This is a genomic window from Streptomyces sp. NPDC002144, assembly GCF_053593695.1.
Map to the genome: position 1 here is coordinate 1 of NZ_JBSFDB010000058.1, position 16,264 is coordinate 16,264.

General features: G+C 70.4%; 15 protein-coding genes and 2 tRNA genes. 6 read left to right on the forward strand and 11 right to left on the reverse strand.

The annotated features are described in order from the left end of the window. Positions 1-382: 382 nt before the first annotated feature. A complete protein-coding gene (locus ACWCQ1_RS44410; protein ID WP_207929811.1) occupies positions 383-991 on the reverse strand; it encodes a TetR/AcrR family transcriptional regulator in 609 nt (202 codons plus the stop codon). A gap of 245 nt (positions 992-1,236) precedes the next feature. Here ACWCQ1_RS44410 and hisN point away from each other — a divergent pair, with 245 nt between their 5' ends. The 3 genes from hisN (at position 1,237) to ACWCQ1_RS44425 (ending at position 3,119) form a co-directional block, all read left to right on the forward strand. Continuing rightward, complete coding sequence (gene hisN, locus ACWCQ1_RS44415) at positions 1,237-2,037, forward strand: histidinol-phosphatase (protein WP_133044536.1); 801 nt, start codon at positions 1,237-1,239, stop codon at positions 2,035-2,037. Positions 2,038-2,217: 180 nt separating this feature from the next. After that, positions 2,218-2,616: a CBS domain-containing protein gene (locus ACWCQ1_RS44420; RefSeq protein ID WP_133044535.1), complete on the forward strand. Its 399-nt coding sequence runs from the start codon at positions 2,218-2,220 to the stop codon at positions 2,614-2,616. Between the two features lie 86 nt (positions 2,617-2,702). Next, positions 2,703-3,119, forward strand: coding sequence for a Fur family transcriptional regulator (locus ACWCQ1_RS44425; RefSeq protein ID WP_133044534.1), 417 nt, complete (start codon positions 2,703-2,705; stop codon positions 3,117-3,119). Between the two features lie 224 nt (positions 3,120-3,343). Here ACWCQ1_RS44425 and ACWCQ1_RS44430 read toward each other — a convergent pair. The 4 genes from ACWCQ1_RS44430 to ACWCQ1_RS44445 form a co-directional block, all read right to left on the reverse strand. Then, positions 3,344-3,417 (reverse strand) — tRNA-Met (locus tag ACWCQ1_RS44430). An 88-nt stretch (positions 3,418-3,505) separates the two neighbouring features. After that, positions 3,506-5,314 (reverse strand): sel1 repeat family protein, encoded by a 1,809-nt coding sequence (locus ACWCQ1_RS44435; protein WP_358594106.1) that lies wholly within the window; start codon positions 5,312-5,314, stop codon positions 3,506-3,508. A gap of 205 nt (positions 5,315-5,519) precedes the next feature. Next, positions 5,520-5,593 (reverse strand) — tRNA-Met (locus tag ACWCQ1_RS44440). Between the two features lie 43 nt (positions 5,594-5,636). Next, positions 5,637-8,573, reverse strand: coding sequence for a UPF0182 family membrane protein (locus tag ACWCQ1_RS44445; protein ID WP_358594555.1), 2,937 nt, complete (start codon positions 8,571-8,573; stop codon positions 5,637-5,639). 166 nt (positions 8,574-8,739) lie between these two features. Between ACWCQ1_RS44445 and ACWCQ1_RS44450 the strand changes: the two genes are divergently transcribed. Further along, on the forward strand, positions 8,740-9,282 hold the full coding sequence (locus ACWCQ1_RS44450) for a PPA1309 family protein (protein WP_133044531.1): 543 nt from the start codon (positions 8,740-8,742) through the stop codon (positions 9,280-9,282). A gap of 72 nt (positions 9,283-9,354) precedes the next feature. Here ACWCQ1_RS44450 and ACWCQ1_RS44455 read toward each other — a convergent pair whose 3' ends face one another. The 4 genes from ACWCQ1_RS44455 to ACWCQ1_RS44470 all read right to left on the reverse strand — a co-directional run bounded on the left by ACWCQ1_RS44455 (position 9,355) and on the right by ACWCQ1_RS44470 (position 12,609). Beyond that, positions 9,355-10,452 (reverse strand): YlbL family protein, encoded by a 1,098-nt coding sequence (locus ACWCQ1_RS44455; protein WP_207929810.1) that lies wholly within the window; start codon positions 10,450-10,452, stop codon positions 9,355-9,357. 51 nt (positions 10,453-10,503) lie between these two features. Continuing rightward, on the reverse strand, positions 10,504-10,668 hold the full coding sequence (locus ACWCQ1_RS44460) for a hypothetical protein (RefSeq protein WP_165954872.1): 165 nt from the start codon (positions 10,666-10,668) through the stop codon (positions 10,504-10,506). A gap of 270 nt (positions 10,669-10,938) precedes the next feature. Beyond that, entirely contained in the window at positions 10,939-11,397 is a 459-nt protein-coding gene (locus tag ACWCQ1_RS44465; RefSeq protein WP_133044530.1) for a molybdenum cofactor biosynthesis protein MoaE, read from the reverse strand. A 99-nt stretch (positions 11,398-11,496) separates the two neighbouring features. Next, on the reverse strand, positions 11,497-12,609 hold the full coding sequence (locus ACWCQ1_RS44470) for an SDR family oxidoreductase (protein ID WP_133044529.1): 1,113 nt from the start codon (positions 12,607-12,609) through the stop codon (positions 11,497-11,499). A 192-nt stretch (positions 12,610-12,801) separates the two neighbouring features. On the opposite strand from ACWCQ1_RS44470, the gene ACWCQ1_RS44475 reads away from it, so the two are divergent. Together ACWCQ1_RS44475 and ACWCQ1_RS44480 are read left to right on the forward strand one after the other, a co-directional pair. Further along, entirely contained in the window at positions 12,802-14,226 is a 1,425-nt protein-coding gene (locus ACWCQ1_RS44475) for a zinc-dependent metalloprotease (RefSeq protein WP_208785499.1), read from the forward strand. Further along, positions 14,223-14,744, forward strand: coding sequence for an NUDIX hydrolase (locus tag ACWCQ1_RS44480; protein ID WP_133044527.1), 522 nt, complete (start codon positions 14,223-14,225; stop codon positions 14,742-14,744). The genes ACWCQ1_RS44475 and ACWCQ1_RS44480 overlap by 4 nt, the downstream gene beginning before the upstream one ends. A 55-nt stretch (positions 14,745-14,799) precedes the next feature. Here ACWCQ1_RS44480 and ACWCQ1_RS44485 read toward each other — a convergent pair whose 3' ends face one another. Next, a complete protein-coding gene (locus ACWCQ1_RS44485) occupies positions 14,800-15,555 on the reverse strand; it encodes an AIM24 family protein (protein WP_133044526.1) in 756 nt (251 codons plus the stop codon). Positions 15,556-15,573: 18 nt separating this feature from the next. Continuing rightward, on the reverse strand, positions 15,574-16,254 hold the full coding sequence (locus tag ACWCQ1_RS44490) for an AIM24 family protein (protein ID WP_133044525.1): 681 nt from the start codon (positions 16,252-16,254) through the stop codon (positions 15,574-15,576). Positions 16,255-16,264: the final 10 nt, after the last annotated feature.

The window sequence follows — 16,264 nt, forward strand, 5'->3', positions numbered from 1 at the left end:
ACAAACGTGACTACATCTTCAACGGCACTCTGACCGTCACCGCGATCGTCATCTGGCTCCGAGACACCGTCCAAGAGCCATCAGAAACGACCTAGACCGCCTGACGAAGCACGAGCCACCCGACTGCGCGGCCAGACCGCCCGGCCTCGCAGGACCGACCGGAGTGCGCACCCGGCCTGCCTGACCAGGTACGACCCACCCGATAGCGCAGCTAAACCGCCAGGCCGCGCATGACCCACCGGAGAGCGCACCCAGCCCGCCTGACCAAGCACGACCACCGGACTACGCAGCTGGACCGCCCGACCAGGCATGACCCACGGGACCTGCGCAGCTGGACCCCAGACCGGGCGCGCCTCGGTGGAGCGGGGGTGTTAGACCACTGCTAGACCGCCTGCCGGGGTAGGGCCGTGCGGACCAGGTCCGCGACGTTGCCCTCGCTCGGCGGGGCCGCGACGCAGGACAGGGCGAGACGGACGACGAGTTCGCAGGAGCGGGCCAGTTCGGCCGTGTCCGGCTTGGCCGCGCTGGGTCCCGCCAGCACCGCCACGGCCCGGTCGCGGACCATCGCCACGAAGTCGCCGGGTGACGGTAACGGACCGTCCGCCCGTCGCTGCGCCGGCACGGCCGAGGAGGACGGCACGGCGGACAGGGTCGGCGAGGGCAGCCGTTCGCTCCAGCAGCCGGTCAGCAGGGCTCGCACCAGCGCGTTCTCCCGGGCCGCCGACGCCGTCCACTCGGCGGTGGCGGTGAGCCGGTCGCGGGCGTCGGCGGGGGTGGTGAGGGCCCGTTCGACCCCGGCGAGATAGCCGTCCGCCTCCCTTCTGACCAGCGCCCGGGCGAGCCCCTCCTTGCTGCCGAACTCGTTGTAGAGGGTCTGCCGGGACACTCCGGCCGCCGCGGCCACGTCCACCATCCGCACAGCGGACCACGGCCGGCGCGCCAGCGCCGTGTACGCGGCGTCCAGTAGGGATTCCCGCGCTGCAGGCATCATCGCCTCCCTGGGGCGAGCGGCTCTGCGCCCAGGTTTGACGCGGACGGAAGCACTGTCAAGGGTTCGCGGACGTACGCGGGGGCGCCCTTCGGCCGGTACGCCCCAGAACTACCCGACTCCGCGCGCTCCCTCTCCCCCGAGCCCCAATCCCCCGCCCCGTCCGGCACCGTCCCGCACCGTCCCGCACCGATCACCCGTCGGCCCCCTATGGCCCCGCACCGACCACGCCGGATACCGTTCGTCACATGCCGGACTACCTCGACGACCTCCGCTTCGCCCACGTCCTCGCGGACGCCGCCGACGCGGCGACCATGGACCGTTTCAAGGCCCTCGACCTCAAGGTCGAGACGAAACCGGACATGACCCCGGTGAGCGAGGCGGACAAGGCCGCGGAGGAACTCATCCGCGGCCAGCTCCAGCGCGCCCGCCCCCGCGACGCGGTCCTCGGTGAGGAGTACGGCATCCAGGGCACCGGCCCCAGGCGCTGGGTGATCGACCCGATCGACGGCACCAAGAACTACGTACGCGGCGTCCCCGTCTGGGCCACCCTGATCTCCCTGATGGAGGCCGGCGACACCGGCTTCCAGCCCGTCGTCGGCGTCGTCTCCGCCCCCGCCCTCGGCCGCCGCTGGTGGGCCGCGAAGGGCCACGGTGCCTTCACCGGCCGCAGCCTGTCCTCGTCCTCCCGGCTGCACGTCTCGCGCGTCTCGAAGCTGACGGACGCCTCGTTCGCGTACTCCTCGCTGAGCGGCTGGGAGGATCAGGGGCGGCTGGGCGGCTTCCTGGACCTGACCCGCGAGGTGTGGCGCACGCGCGCGTACGGCGATTTCTGGCCGTACATGCTGGTCGCGGAGGGCGCGGTCGACATCTGCGCGGAACCGGAGCTGTCCCTGTGGGACATGGCCGCCAACGCGATCATCGTGACGGAGGCCGGCGGCACCTTCACCGGCCTCGACGGCCGCCCCGGCCCGCACAGCGGCAACGCGGCCGCGTCGAACGGCCTGCTGCACGACGAGTTGCTGGGGTATCTCAACCAGCGCTACTGAGGCAGACCGAAACACACAGATGAGCGCGCACGCCCTCAATCGGCTGCCCGCGCCCCCTTGTTGACCCCCGCTTTACCTGCCACTCTGAGAGTTCCCCCACTTGTGAACTTGTGAATCCCTGAACTATCGGGCACCGGGAGCCCGACGGGGACGGATTCCATCAGGAGGTGGCTCGAAACCATGCTCGTCCGCGACGCCATGAGCACGGTGGTCCTCACCATCGGCCCCGCACACACCCTCCGCCAGGCGGCCGCCCTGATGTCGGCGCGCCGCGTCGGCGCGGCCGTGGTCCTCGACCCCGACGCCGGCGGCATCGGCATCCTCACCGAACGGGACATTCTGAACGCGGTCGGCCTCGGCCAGGACCCCGACACGGAGCGCACCCACGCCCACACCACCACCGACGTCGTCTTCGCCGCACCGTCCTGGACCCTGGAAGAGGCGGCTCGCGCCATGGCGCACGGCGGCTTCCGCCACCTCATCGTGCTGGAGCGCGGCGAGACCGTCGGCATCGTCTCGGTCCGCGACATCATCCGCTGCTGGGCGCCGGCGCGGCAGCAGATGGCCACTCTCCCCTAGACCCGCCCTCCCCAGTCCCGCGAATTAGACCTCGTCTAAAATCACACCCGTTCGCGACCTGGTCCCTTTCTGTTAGGCTGGATCGCATGAGCGACCTTCTGGAACGGCTGCGCGGACGCGGATGGCGGATGACCGCGCAGCGGCGCGTCGTGGCCGAGGTCCTCGACGGCGAGCACGTACACCTGACCGCCGACGAGGTCCACGCCAGAGCCGTCGCCAAGCTGCCCGAGATCTCCCGGGCGACCGTCTACAACACGCTGGGGGAGCTGGTCTCTCTCGGCGAGGTCCTCGAGGTCGCCACGGACAAGCGGGCCAAGCGCTACGACCCGAACGCACACCGGCCGCACCACCACCTGGTCTGCGCCCGCTGTGGCGCCATCAAGGACGTCCACCCGAGCGGCAACCCGCTCGCCGACCTCCCCGACTCCGAGCGCTTCGGCTTCACGGTCTCGGACGTCGAGGTCACCTACCGCGGCGTCTGCCCGAACTGCGCGTCCGCGTAACGGCACTTCCGAAGCCCCGGCCCCGCTGTGGTGCCGGGGCTTCGTGCTCTCTGTCCACAGGCTCCCGCATCTGACGGGCCGTCATATCGCCATCGGTGTCCAAAACCGAAACCACAAGCCACCGGCATGACGACGATCTCCGCCGCGGTTGGCCGCACGCCCTGACCGTGAGAAACGCCGAAGGGCCGGAACCCATCTCTGGATTCCGGCCCCTCGGCCATCAGTAGCGGGGACAGGATTTGAACCTGCGACCTCTGGGTTATGAGCCCAGCGAGCTACCGAGCTGCTCCACCCCGCGTCGGTGAACGCAACATTACGTCAGCGACAGCAGGGGAAGCAAATCGCTTACGAGCAGCCCTCTCGTCCCGACTCCCCGGCCCCCGGCCTCACGCGGACAGCTCCTCCCGCAACGCGTCCCGCAACCGGGCCGCCCGCTCCGAGACCTCCCCCGGCCCCAGCGACACCGCGCGATCGGCCCACCGCTGCCCCTCCGCCAGCTCGCCCCGACGCGCGTAGACGAGGGCCAGCCGCAGCGCCGCCCGCCCGTGCCCGGCGTCGGCGGCCCGCGTCCACCACACGGCGGCCTCCGGCTCGCTCCCCTCCCGGGCCAACAGCAGCCCCAGATTGAAGGCGCCGTTGCGCGACCCGGCCTCCGCGGCCAGCCGGTACCACCGCGCCGCCTGCACGACGTCCCCCCGAGCCGCCGCCATCATCCCGACCCGTACCTGCGCCCGCCGGTGCCCCTGGGAAGCCGCCCGCTCGTACCACTCCTCGCACTCGGTCTTCTCGTGCACCGTCTCGCCCAGCTCGTGCGCCGGCTCCGGCGGCCGCCGGGCGTCCAGCACGGTCGCCAGCCGGTACGCGGCCTCGGCGCTGCCGCCGCCGGCCGCGCACCGCAGATGCCGCTCGGCCGCCGTCTCGTCCCCGTCGCGCAGCCGCGCGATGCCGACCTGCAGTGCCGCCTCGGTGTGCCCGGCGGCCGCGGCACGCTCGTACCACCGCAGCGCGACGACGTCCTCGCCCCGCCCGGCGTACAGGATCCCCAGGTTGAACGCGGCGTCCACGCTTCCCGCCTCGGCCGCCTTGGAGAACCACGGCTCGGCCCCGGCGGTGTCCCCGCCCTGCAGCAGCAGGATGGCCAGCGCGTTCGCCGCCTCCCGGTGCCCGGCGTACGCGGCCCGCCGGTACCACTGCTCGGCCTGCGCGGTCCGTCCCTGCTCGGCGCAGAGCAGCCCGAGGTTGTAGGCGCCGTTCACATCGCCGGCGTCCATCGCGGCCCGGTACCACCGCTCGGCGGTCTGCGGCTCCCCGCGCTCGGCGTGCAGCGCCCCCAGCGCGTTGGCCGCGTTGCCGTCCCCGTCCTGCGCGGCCCTGAGCCACCACACGGCAGCGCTCTCGGTGTCCCCGGCGTCACGCAGCAGGAAGCCCAGCGCGCAGGCGGCCCGCGCCTCGCCGTCCTTGGCGGAGGTCAGATACCAGCGCCCGGCCTCCTTGAGCTCGCCGCGCTTCTCCAGGATCGCCCCGAGCTGCAGCGCGGCCCGGCGGTGTCCGCGCGCGGCGGCCTGGCGGTAGAACCGCTCGGCCTCCTCCAGCGGCGCGACACCGTTGTCGGTCCCGTCCTCGCCCTCGTCGGCCGCTCTGCGATCGAGCACGCGTGCCAGCCGGTAGGCGGCCTCCCGGTGCCCGCGCTCGGCGGCGGCCCGCATCCACTCCTCGGCCCCGCCGTCCCCGCGGTGCTCCAGCAGGTCGGCGAGGGCGTACGCCCCGAGGGGGTGGCCCTGCTCGGCGGACTGCCGAAGCCAGTACTCGGCGGCGGGCTCGTCGCCGCGCTCGCGGTGGTGGCGGCCCAGCGCGTGCGCGGCCGCGGCGGATCCGGCGACGGCGGCGATCCGCCACCAGCCGGCCGCCTCCTCGGCGTAGCCGCGCTGGTGCAGCAGGACTCCCAGGTTGTTGGCGGCGGCACGGTCGCCCGCGGCGGTGGCGGCACGCAGATGGGGCTCGGCTCCGTCGAGATCGCCACGGCGCAGCAGCATGGCCCCGAGAACACTCATCGCCTCGACGTCGCCGGCCTCGGCGGCGAGCCGCTGACGCAGTTCCTCGGCAGCCTCTTCAGCAGCCTCCCCCGCGTCCCCCTGGGATGGCTGCACAAATCGCCCTGTCTCGAACAGAGTTGCCTTGTCCCCCATAACGTCCATCGTCGCACCACCTGCAACCTGGGTACACCTGGTATACCGCAGCCAGTGAGGTCACTTCAGCGTTTTGTCGACATGCCCACAGAGAGACAAGTCAAACACACGGCACGCGACTCCCCGAGGCGGCACGGCGGTCCCCTCCCCCGGCACATCCGTTCGCACATCACGAAGGCCCGGATCCTTTGAGGATCCGGGCCTTCGACTGCAGTAGCGGGGACAGGATTTGAACCTGCGACCTCTGGGTTATGAGCCCAGCGAGCTACCGAGCTGCTCCACCCCGCGTCGTTGTTCGGCAACCGTATCACGACGCGGGAGGGGCAGTTGATCAGCCGCCGCCCGAACTGCCGCTCGGGCTGGGACTGCTGCTGGGCTTGGCACTGCTCCCGCTCTTGTTGCCGTTGCCGCTGGTCCTGTCGGCCTGGGACTGCGCGGCCTCGGCCCGCTTGAGCGCGTCCTCGAGGTCCTTCTGCGCCTTGCCGTACGCCGTCCAGTCGTTCTTCTTCAGGGCCTCCTGGCCGGCGTCGAAGGCCTTCTGGGCGTCGTTCAGGGCCTGTTGGACCGTCGGGTTGCTGGACGTCGGCGGCGGGGTGGTCGTCCCCTGGTCCGGCGGCGAGGTCGAACTCTGCGCCCCGAAGACCTTGTTGAGGGCCTCGTCCAGGGTGTTCTCGAAGGCGGTGTTGCCTCCGTAGGTCACCAGCACCTTCCGCAGCAGCGGGTACTTCAGTCCACCACCGCGTACGTAGACCGGCTCCACGTAGAGCAGTCCTCCGTCGAGGGGCACCGTCAGCAGGTTGCCGTACTCGATGTCGGAGTCGCCGCCCTTGAGGAGTCTGATCGCCGCGGCGATGTCCTGCTCGGAGTTGAACTTGCTCTGGACCTGTTTGGGTCCGTCGACGGTCGTGCTCGTCGGCAGTTTCAGGATTCTGATCTTGCCGTAGTCACTGGTGCTGGCGTCGGCGTCGACCGCCATGAACGCGCTGAGGTTGTCCCGGCCGTTCGGTGTGAAGGTCGTCGTCAGCGAGAACGCCTGCGCGGACTGCCCGGGCATCTTCATGCTCAGGTAGTACGGCGGCACCGCGTTGCCCGACTTGTTGGTCGGGTCGTCCGGCACCTGCCACACCTCACTGCCGGTGAGGAAGGTCTGCGCGTCGGTGACGTGGTAGCGGGTGAGCAGCTCGCGCTGGACCTTGAACAGGTCCTGCGGGTAGCGGAAGTGGGCCTGCAGGTCGGGCGAGATGTCCGTCTTCGGCTCCACCGTGCCCGGGAACGCCTTCATCCAGGTCTTCAGGACGGGGTCCTCGGTGTCCCACTGGTAGAGCTTGACCTCACCGGTGTACGCGTCGACGGTCGCCTTCACCGAGTTGCGGATGTAGTTGACCTGGTTCTGCTGGGCCACCACTGCGCGGTTGTTGTTGGTCGCGGTCAGCGAGTCGGCCGTCGTGTCGCCCAGCGTCGTACGGGAGGCGTACGGATAGCCGTTGGTCGTCGTGTACGCGTCGACGATCCACTGGATACGGCCGCCCACCACCGCCGGATAGGCGTCGCCGTCGATGGTCAGCCAGGGCGCCACCGCCTCGACGCGCTCCTTGGGCGTGCGGTTGTAGAGGATCCGCGAACCCTTGCCGATCGCGCCCGAGTAGAGGATCTGCGGCTCGTTGAACGCCACCGCGTAGGCGGCCCGGTTGACCGGGTTGTCGAGGTTGATCCCGCTCTTGCCCTTGTAGCTGGTGGTCTTCTCGCCGCTGTCGTCGGAGTAGTCGATCTCCTTCTGGGGACCGCCGACGATCGAGTACGTGGTGGTCTTCTCGCCGTAGTAGATCTGCTGCTTGTACTCGCCCAGGTCACCCGTGGACGGCAGATCGGACTCGGTGAAGACGGGCTGGCCGTCCTCGACCTCGGTGCCCTTGGCGGCGACCACACCGTAGCCGTGCGTGTAGCGGAAGTGGTCGTTGATCCAGTTGTTCTTCGGGATGCCGTTGAGGTTCAGCTCCCGCAGACCGATGACGGTGTCCTGCTCCTTGCCGTCCTTGCTGTACCGGTCGACGTCCAGATTGTTCGGGAACGCGTAGTAGTTCCTGATCTGCTGGAGCTGCTGGAAGGTCGGCGAGACGATGTTCGGGTCCAGGATGCGGATGCTCGCCGTGGAGTCGACGTCGTCGCGCAGCTTGGTCTTGTCCTTGGTGGTGCTCGTCCCCGAGTACTCGGTCACCTTGGTGTCGTCGATGCCGTACGCCTCGCGGGTCGCCTTGAGGTTCTTCTGGACGTACGGCGCTTCCTTGGCCTGCTCGTTGGGCTGGACCTGGAACTTCTGCACGATCGCCGGGTACAGGCCGCCGATCAGGATCGCCGAGAGCACCATCAGCCCGAAGCCGATCACGGGCAGCTGCCAGGTGCGCCGCCACAGGGTGGCGAAGAACAGCAGCGCGCAGATGACTGCGATGCAGAACAGGATCGTCTTCGCCGGCAGATAGGCGTTGGCGTCGACGTACCTGAGGCCGGTCCAGTTGCCGGTCGCCTTGAAGTCGCTGGACTTGACCGCGAGGCCGTACCGGTCGAGCCAGTACGCGACCGCCTTCAGCGCGACGAAGATGCCGAGCAGCACGGAGAGATGACCGGTCGCTGCGGCGGTGGCGCGCGCACCCGGGGAGGTGACCCTGAGGCCGCCGTACAGGTAGTGCGTGAGCGCGGCGGCGATCAGCGAGAGGATCGCGGCGGCGAAGCCGAAACCGAGCAGGAACCGGTACCAGGGCAGGTCGAAGGCGTAGAAGGAGACGTCGAGGTGGAACTGCGGGTCCTTCTGGTGGAAGGGCACGCCGTTGACCCACATCAGCCAGGTCCGCCACTGACTGGAGGCGGAGGCACCGGCGATGAGCCCGACCAGCGCGGTGATCCCGAGCAGCAGCCACTTCTTGTACGGCGCGATGCCCATCCGGTAGCGGTCCAGGCTCTGCTGCTCCATGGACATGGCACTCAGCGGGGGCCGCAGCCGGTGCGCGAGCCAGATGTTGACGCCGACCGCGAGGGCCATCAGCACACCGAAGACGAAGAACAGGCCGATCTTCGTCCACAGCGTGGTGGTGAAGACGGACGAGTACTTCACCGAGCGGTACCAGAGCCAGTCCGTCCAGAAGCCCGCGAACATGGTGAAGGCCATGCCGAGAACGGCGAGCACGCCCAGTGTCATGAGCAGGGCCCGGATTCGCCTGGACGGGCGGCCCACTGTGATCCGTGGCCCCGTCGGGCCTCCGCCGCGGTCCGGCATCTGGAAAGCCAAGGTGCGCACCTCGAAGTCGCTGTCGGTTCGTCAGGCCCCCGCGTGTTCGTGAGCCCCTCCGTGGCCCCCCGTGATCGCGGGCCCACACCTATGCAACTTACTCACCGTTTACTCGGTTCCCGATTCCGGCCATGAACGAGGCAGGATTGTGACCATGTCCAACACCCCCATGGCGGCGAGCCCGCTCACCCGGGCCGTGCTCGAGATCGACGAGTACGCCTCCGGCCTCGGCTGGGACCAGCCCGCCCGCCTCTTCGCCCTCGTAGACACCGCTCGGCTGCGGGCCGAGGAACCGGCTCTCGCCGCCCAGCTCGGCCTGGAGGAAGAGCAGGAGTCCTCGGGTCTCACCCCCATCGAGCAGGACGAGATCCCGGCGAACAGCCCGCTGGACGAGTTCCTCGCCACCATCGCCTGGCCCGACGCGGTGGCCGGCTGCGCGCTCACCGTGGAGCGGCTGATGCTGCCCCCGTCCGCCGAGGCGTCCGTCCCGGAGGGCCTGGACGGCAAGAAGCTCGCCCGCTGGGTCGCCGAGCACCCGGACCGGCAGGAGGTCCGGATGACGGTCGCGGTCCTGCGCGACGGCGCCCGCGAGTCGGCCCTCAGGCTGCGCGAGAAGGACGCGCCGACGGAGGTCCTCACAGGCTCCGACCTCGTGCCCGGCCTCGCCGAGGCCCTGGCTGCGACCTTCGAGGACTGAGCTCTTCGGGTACGACGACGGGGGCGCCCCTGCTGTGCGAGGGCGCCCCCGTCGTCGTACCGGACCGGCTTGTCAGCCCTTGGTCGTGCACTTCGGCAGGGCGGCGGTGTCACCGCTGCGGATGTCCTTCAGGGCGCCGAGGGCGTCCGCGATGGTGTTCACCTTGACCAGCCTGAGCCCGCCGGGGGTGTCCTTGGCCGCGGCGGCGCAGTTCTCCGCCGGGGTCAGGAAGTACTGGGCGCCCTTGCTGCGCGCGCCGACGGTCTTCATCTCGATGCCGCCGATCGGGCCGACCTTGCCGGTGTCGTCGATCGTGCCGGTGCCGGCCACGAACTTGCCACCGGTGAGGTCGCCCGGGGTGAGCTTGTCGTAGATGCCGAGGGAGAACATCAGGCCGGCGCTGGGGCCGCCGACATCGGCGAGCTTGATGTCGATCGAGAACGGGAAGGTGTGGTCGGTCCCCGCCGAGATCCCCACGATGGCCCGCTTCGGGTCACCGTCGTCCGAGGTGGCGGTCTTGATCGTGATGTCCTCGGTCCTGGTCGCCGTCTTGTTCGCCTTCTCGGCGGCGGCCTGGTCCTTCGCGGGTACCACCGTGAAGACGACGTTCTGGCCGGGCTTGTGCTTGGTCACCAGCTTGGCCACGTCCGTGGGCTGCTTGACGGCGGTGCCGTCCACGGCCTTGATGACGTCACCGGCGTGCAGTCGGCCCTCGGCCGGCGAGTCCTTCACCACGGTCGAGACGATCACCCAGGACTTCACCGGGATGTTCAGCTCCTTCAGGGCGGCCACCTTGGCGCTCTCCTGGGACTGGCTGAACTCCTCGGCGTTCTCCTGGGTCGACTGCTCCTCGGTCTTGCCGTTCGGGTAGAGCGTGTCGTGCGGCACGACCTTGTAGTCGTGCGCGAGCCATCCGTAGACGGCCTCGACGAGGTTCATCTTGTAGTCGGCGCTGGTGACCCGCACCGTGGTCATGTTCAGATGCCCGCTCGCCGCGTAGGTCTTGTGACCGGAGATCTGCAGCACCGGCTCGCCGTCGTGGTCCCCCAGCGTGTTCACGGTCGGCCCGGGGGACATCTCCGAGTACGGCACGGGGATGAAGACTCCCGCGCACAGGAGCGCGATCAGCATCAGGGTGGAGGCGAGCATCGTCGCGGTGCGGCGTGGCATGCCAAGACAGTACGGGACGACGCTGTCAGCGCACCGTCAGCCCCACCTCTGTCATGTACCGGAGTGGGACTTCTCCATGGCCTCGCGGAAGCGCGCGTACCCGTCGAGCTCGGGTCCGTCGCTGCGTACCTTCCGGGTCCGGTTGGCCCAGCTGCCCCACAGACCGGCGACGATCCCGGCCATCAGCGGAATCAACAACCAGACGAGCGCTCCCATGCCGACCTCCCAACCCCGGTGAGCGACCGCAAGAACTGACTGATCAGCAGATTAACCGTCCGCACTGACAACGCTCACGGCAGGGGTGCGGTTACGCAACCGGAGGACCGGCGAAGGGGGTTCGGCGGACGCCCAAGAGGCTCAGCAGGCCACGAAGGGAGTCAGCAGGCGCCGACCCGCCCTCCCGTCGCCCGACCACCACTCCTCAACGACGGCGCTACGCGCCGACCCGCCCTCCCGTCGCCCGACCACCACTCCTCAACGACGGCGCTACGCGCCGACCCATTCGTCTGTGCCGTCGGAGAAGGTCTGGTGCTTCCAGATCGGCACCTCGTGCTTGAGGTCGTCGATCAGCTTGCGGCAGGCGTCGAAGGCCTCGCCCCGGTGCGGGCACGAAACGGCGACGACGACGGCGAGGTCACCCACCCGGAGGTCACCGACCCGGTGAACGGCGGCGAGCGCCCGCACCGGATACTCCGCGACGACCTTCTCGGCGATCCGCCGCATCTCGGCCTCGGCGCTCGGGTGGCACGAATACCCGAGCCGGTCGACATCGGCGCCCCCGTCGTGGTTCCGCACGGTCCCCACGAACAGCGCCGTACCGCCGGCGGCGTCGTCACCGACGGCCCGGAAGACCTCGTCGACGGAGAGCGGGGTCTCCCGGATGCCGATGAGCTTGACGGGGTCGCCCGCGGCCCGCTCACCGGGATGGTCGTAAGTGGGTGCCATACGTCCATCGTGCCTCACGCGTGTGACGGCGAGGAATACGACGTTCACCAGGCACACGCGCGTGCGCTCTTGGAGCCTCCTACAGCCCCGGGACCCGGCTCAGATCCGCCGCCGCGCCTTGCGGGCCCGCCGCACCACCGCCGCCGCGCCCAGCAGCGCCACCGTCGCGCCCGCGGCGCCCGCCGCCGTCGCGTCCTTGCGCCCGAGCCGCCGTCCGGCGACCGTGTGCCGGCCGGAGACCTCCTCCAGCAACTCCGCGAGCACCTCCTCGTTGGTCCACTGCGGCCGCCACCCGGCGTCGTGCAGCCGGCTCCCGCTCACCACCCAGGGGTACATCGTGTAGGCCAGGTCCCCCGCCGGGGACGGCGTCAGCCCGATCCGGTGCAGCCGGGCCGCGGCGCCCAGCGCCACCGCGGAGGGCAGCTCCATCCGCCGGATCCCGCTGAGCTCCTCGACCTCCTCCTGCTCCAGCCACCCGTCGCACCCCACGGCGAGTTCCCCGTCCACCTTCTCCAGGACGGCGTACTCCAGGGCGCCGCACAGGTCCTCGACGTGGCAGAACTGCCACGCGGGCCGCGACCCGGCGACCACGAGCAGCCGCGGCGACTCGAAGTACCGCGTCAACGCCGTGTCGGTGCCGCCCACCAGCACCGCGGGCCGCACCACGGTGACATTGAGCCCGGGATGCGCGCGTGGAGCGCGCCGCGCGAGCCGCTCGATCTCCAGGAGGTCACCCACACCGGTGGCCTCGGCGGTGGCCCGCAGCTCCGCGTCCTCCGACAGCGGCAGTTCGTTGTCCTCCAGCGCGCCGTACACCATCGCGGAGGTGCACAGCACGACCCGGTGGACACCGGCCGCCGCGGCGGCCGTGAGCACGGTCTGCGTCCCCCGGACGTTGTACGCCGTCCGGGCGGCGGGATCGCTCTCCAGGTCCAGGTCGAGCGCCAGATGCACCACGGCGTCCGCGCCGCGCAGCTTGTCCGCGATGGCCGGGTCCCGCACGTCCAGGATGTGCCACTGCGCCGCGGCGCACTCGCCGCGCCGCTCGTCGATGGCGACGACCTGCTTGATCTCCTCCGAGGCGGCGAGCCGCTCGGTGAGCAGCGCCCCGATACCGGACGCGGCACCGGTGACCGCGACGACGGGTCCGCGTACGGTCGGCGGGGTTGACTCGTTTCGCGCTGCGCGAACCTGCGGATCTGGGGAACTCACCGGGCGTCTCCAGCGGTTGTCTTCAGTACGAACGCGCATGAGGCGTCCGTACCAGGTGGCATCCATCCTGCCGCAGGCCAAGAGTCGGCGAAGCACCGAGGCCCGAACCGCCCATGGTGTCTACGCTGGGTGGTGTTATCGGGCAGTCGTGCCGTCGGAGACAACCGGCGGCCTTACCAGCCGAGGGATCCCGTGAGTGACACCCCATTCGGATTCGGCCTTCCGCCGGAGGAGCCGGAAGACGGCGACGAGGGCAAGAAGAAGGACCAGGAGAGCGGCGGTGGTCAGGGCCCGGCCAACCCGTTCGGTTTCGGCGGGCTGCCCGGCGCCGGGGGCTTTGGCGGCCCCGGTGCGGACAATCCGCTCGCTGCCATGTTCGGTTCGCTGAACCCCACCGACCTGGGCGCCGCCTTCCAGCAGCTGGGCCAGATGCTCTCGTACGAGGGCGGCCCGGTGAACTGGGACATGGCCAAGCAGATCGCCCGCCAGACCGTCTCCCAGGGCACCGCGGACGGTGTGAAGGACACGAGCGTCGGCCCCGCCGAGCGCAACGCCGTCCAGGAGGCCGTCCGTCTCGCCGACCTGTGGCTCGACGACGCGACGTCCCTGCCGTCCGGCGCCGGCACCGCGGTGGCCTGGTCGCGCGCGGAGTGGGTCGAGGCGACCCTGCCGGCCTGGAAGGAGCTCGTCGACCCGGTCGCCGAGCGCGTGGGCGCGGCCATGGGCGACGTCCTGCCGGAGGAGATGCAGGCCATGGCGGGCCCGCTGATCGGCATGATGCGCTCGATGGGCGGCGCCATGTTCGGCACGCAGATCGGGCAGGCCGTCGGCGTGCTCGCGGGCGAGGTCGTCGGCTCCACCGATGTCGGCCTGCCGCTCGGCCCGGCCGGCAAGGCGGCCCTGCTGCCGGTGAACATCGAGTCGTTCGGCAAGGACCTGGGCGTGCCCAAGGAGGAGGTGCGGCTGTATCTCGCCCTGCGCGAGGCCGCCCACCAGCGCCTCTTCGCGCACGTGCCGTGGCTGCGCGGCCACCTGTTCGGCGCCGTCGACGGGTACGCGCGCGGGATCAAGGTCGACACGGCCAAGCTCGAGGACGTGGTCGGCCAGTTCGACCCGCAGAACCCGGAGCAGCTGCAGGACGCCCTCCAGCAGGGCATGTTCCAGCCGGAGGACACGCCCGAGCAGAAGGCGGCCCTGGCCCGTCTGGAGACGGCTCTGGCGCTCGTCGAGGGCTGGGTGGACGCGGTGGTGCACGCGGCCGCGAAACCGCGCCTGTCGTCCGCCGACGCCCTGCGTGAGACCCTGCGCCGCCGCCGTGCGACGGGCGGCCCGGCCGAGCAGACGTTCGCCACGCTGATCGGCCTGGAGCTGCGTCCGCGCCGGCTGCGGGACGCCTCCCGTCTGTGGGCCTCGCTCACGGACGCGCGCGGGGTGGACGGCCGCGACGCCCTGTGGTCCCACCCGGACATGCTGCCCACGGCCTCCGACCTGGACGACCCGGACGGCTTCGTCCACCGCGAGCAGCTGGACTTCTCCGAGCTGGACAAGATGCTGGGCGAGGCGGCGGACGGCTCCGCCGGGAAGCCGGACCTGAAGAAGGACGACGACTCCGAGTGAGCCTGTACGACGACGCGGTCCTCGTCCTGAAGGGGTACGAGGACCAGGAAGAGCTGCGCCAGGCCTATCTGGATCATCTGGCGGCTCACCCGGACGGCCTGTGGAAGGCGTGCCACGCGGGTCACATCACGGCGAGCGCCCTGGTGATCGACCCCTCGCGCGGGCGTGTCCTGCTGACGCTGCACCGCAAGCTGCGGATGTGGCTGCAGATGGGCGGCCACTGCGAGCCGCAGGACGCGTCGCTGGAGGCGGCGGCCCTGCGGGAGGCGACGGAGGAGTCCGGTGTCACCGGGCTGACGCTGCTGCCGGGCGGCCCCGTCCGCCTGGACCGGCACCCCATCCCGGCGCCGTGTCACTGGCACTTCGACGTGCAGTACGCCGTCCTGGCACCGCCGGAGGCGGACGTCACCATCAGCGACGAGTCCCTGGACGTCCGCTGGTTCCCGTACGGCGAGGTCGCGGACGTCGCCGACGAGTCCGTCGTACGTCTGCTCGAGGCGACGCGCGCCCGGCTGTGAACGTGTAAGGGGCGCCCGCTGTAGCGGGCGCCCCTTACGTCTGCTTCCTGGACGCTCAGCTCCAGACGTTCCCCTGGTTCTGCGCCCGCACCCCGTGCTGCCCCATGCCGTACTGCGCGGCGAGGCCCTGCCCGATCTGCGCGTTCTGCGGCGGCAGCAGCTCGCTCGGCTGGACCAGCGCGAAGCCGCTGCCCATGAAGCTGAGCTCCCAGCCCTCACCCGTGTTGCCGCGGCGCCGCCACACCCCGGAGGAGTGCGTCTGGGCCTGCATCTGCACCCGCAGCCCGGTCGACCAGGCGACGATGGCGTCGGCGTCGCAGTTGACGTACTTGTCGGGCGTCACCTGCATCATCAGGGGCGCCCCTGAGGTCATCAGGGCGACCTTGCCGCGGCCGGTGATGTTCAGCTGGTACTTCCCCGAGCCGGAGATGCCGTAGAGGCTGTCGACGGCGATGACCTCGTGGTGCAGCGAGGAGTCCATCGCGAGGACGTAGCCGCTGTCGACGGTGAGGCCGTCCTGCTCGACGTCCACCACATGGATGTGCTGGGCGAGGTTGGCGAAGTACACCGTGCCCTGCCCGTGGCAGCGCATCAGGCTCAGGCCCTCGCCGGTGTAGGCACGCGCGCGTGCCTGCTGGTTGCTCTGGTACTCGGCGTCGAACTCGACGAGCCCCTGGTAGGCGACCATGGTGCCCTTGCGGGCGAGGATGTCGTCGTGGCCCTGCAGGGCGACGCGCAGCAGCTGCTTGTTCTGCAGGCTGTAGCGCTCCTGGGACTGCGAGTCGTTGAAGGCGAAAAGCGGACTCTGCATGGCGTTTCTGGCTCCCCCTCAGCCCCGGAACCGCAGGCGGTCGGTGCTGTCCTCGCTGGGCTGGACGACGACGATGCCCTGACCGGAGAAGGCCATCTGGTAGGCCTCGCCGCTGCCGCGGCCGATCAGTGACTGCGCCTTGAAGCTGCGCTTGCCCTTCACCCTGAGGTTCGGGGACCAGGCGACGAGCGCGTCCGGGTCGACGTACGTCTCGTCCTCGCCGCCGCCGCAGTCGACGACGATCGGCTTGCCCCGGGAGGTCAGCGCGACCCAGCCCTGCCCGGAGATCTTGGTGTTCCACAGACCCTGCCCGGCGAACTTCGCGAGCCCCTTGACCCGCTCCACGCCCCAGGTGAGGTGGGCGTCGAAAGCGAGCAGGTTGGTGGCGTTGACGGAGATGCCGTCGCCATTGAGGTTGATGACGACGACGTTGGCGCCGTAGTCGGCGAGGTAGAGCAGTCCGTCGCCGGAGCACTTCATCAGGGGCGCGCCCTCGCCGGTGATCCAGTCCCGGGCGATCTGGCGCACGGCCGGCGGGTTGGGCTCGTACTGGATGAAGCCCTCGTAGGCGATCATCGAGCCCACGCGCGCGAAGAGGTCCTGTCCGGTCTGCATGGCGACCTTGAGCATGTGGTCGCCGTGGGTGTCCATACGGGCGGTGACGGGTGCGGGAGCGAAGCCCGCGAGCGGCTGGTTCATGACGGGCTCC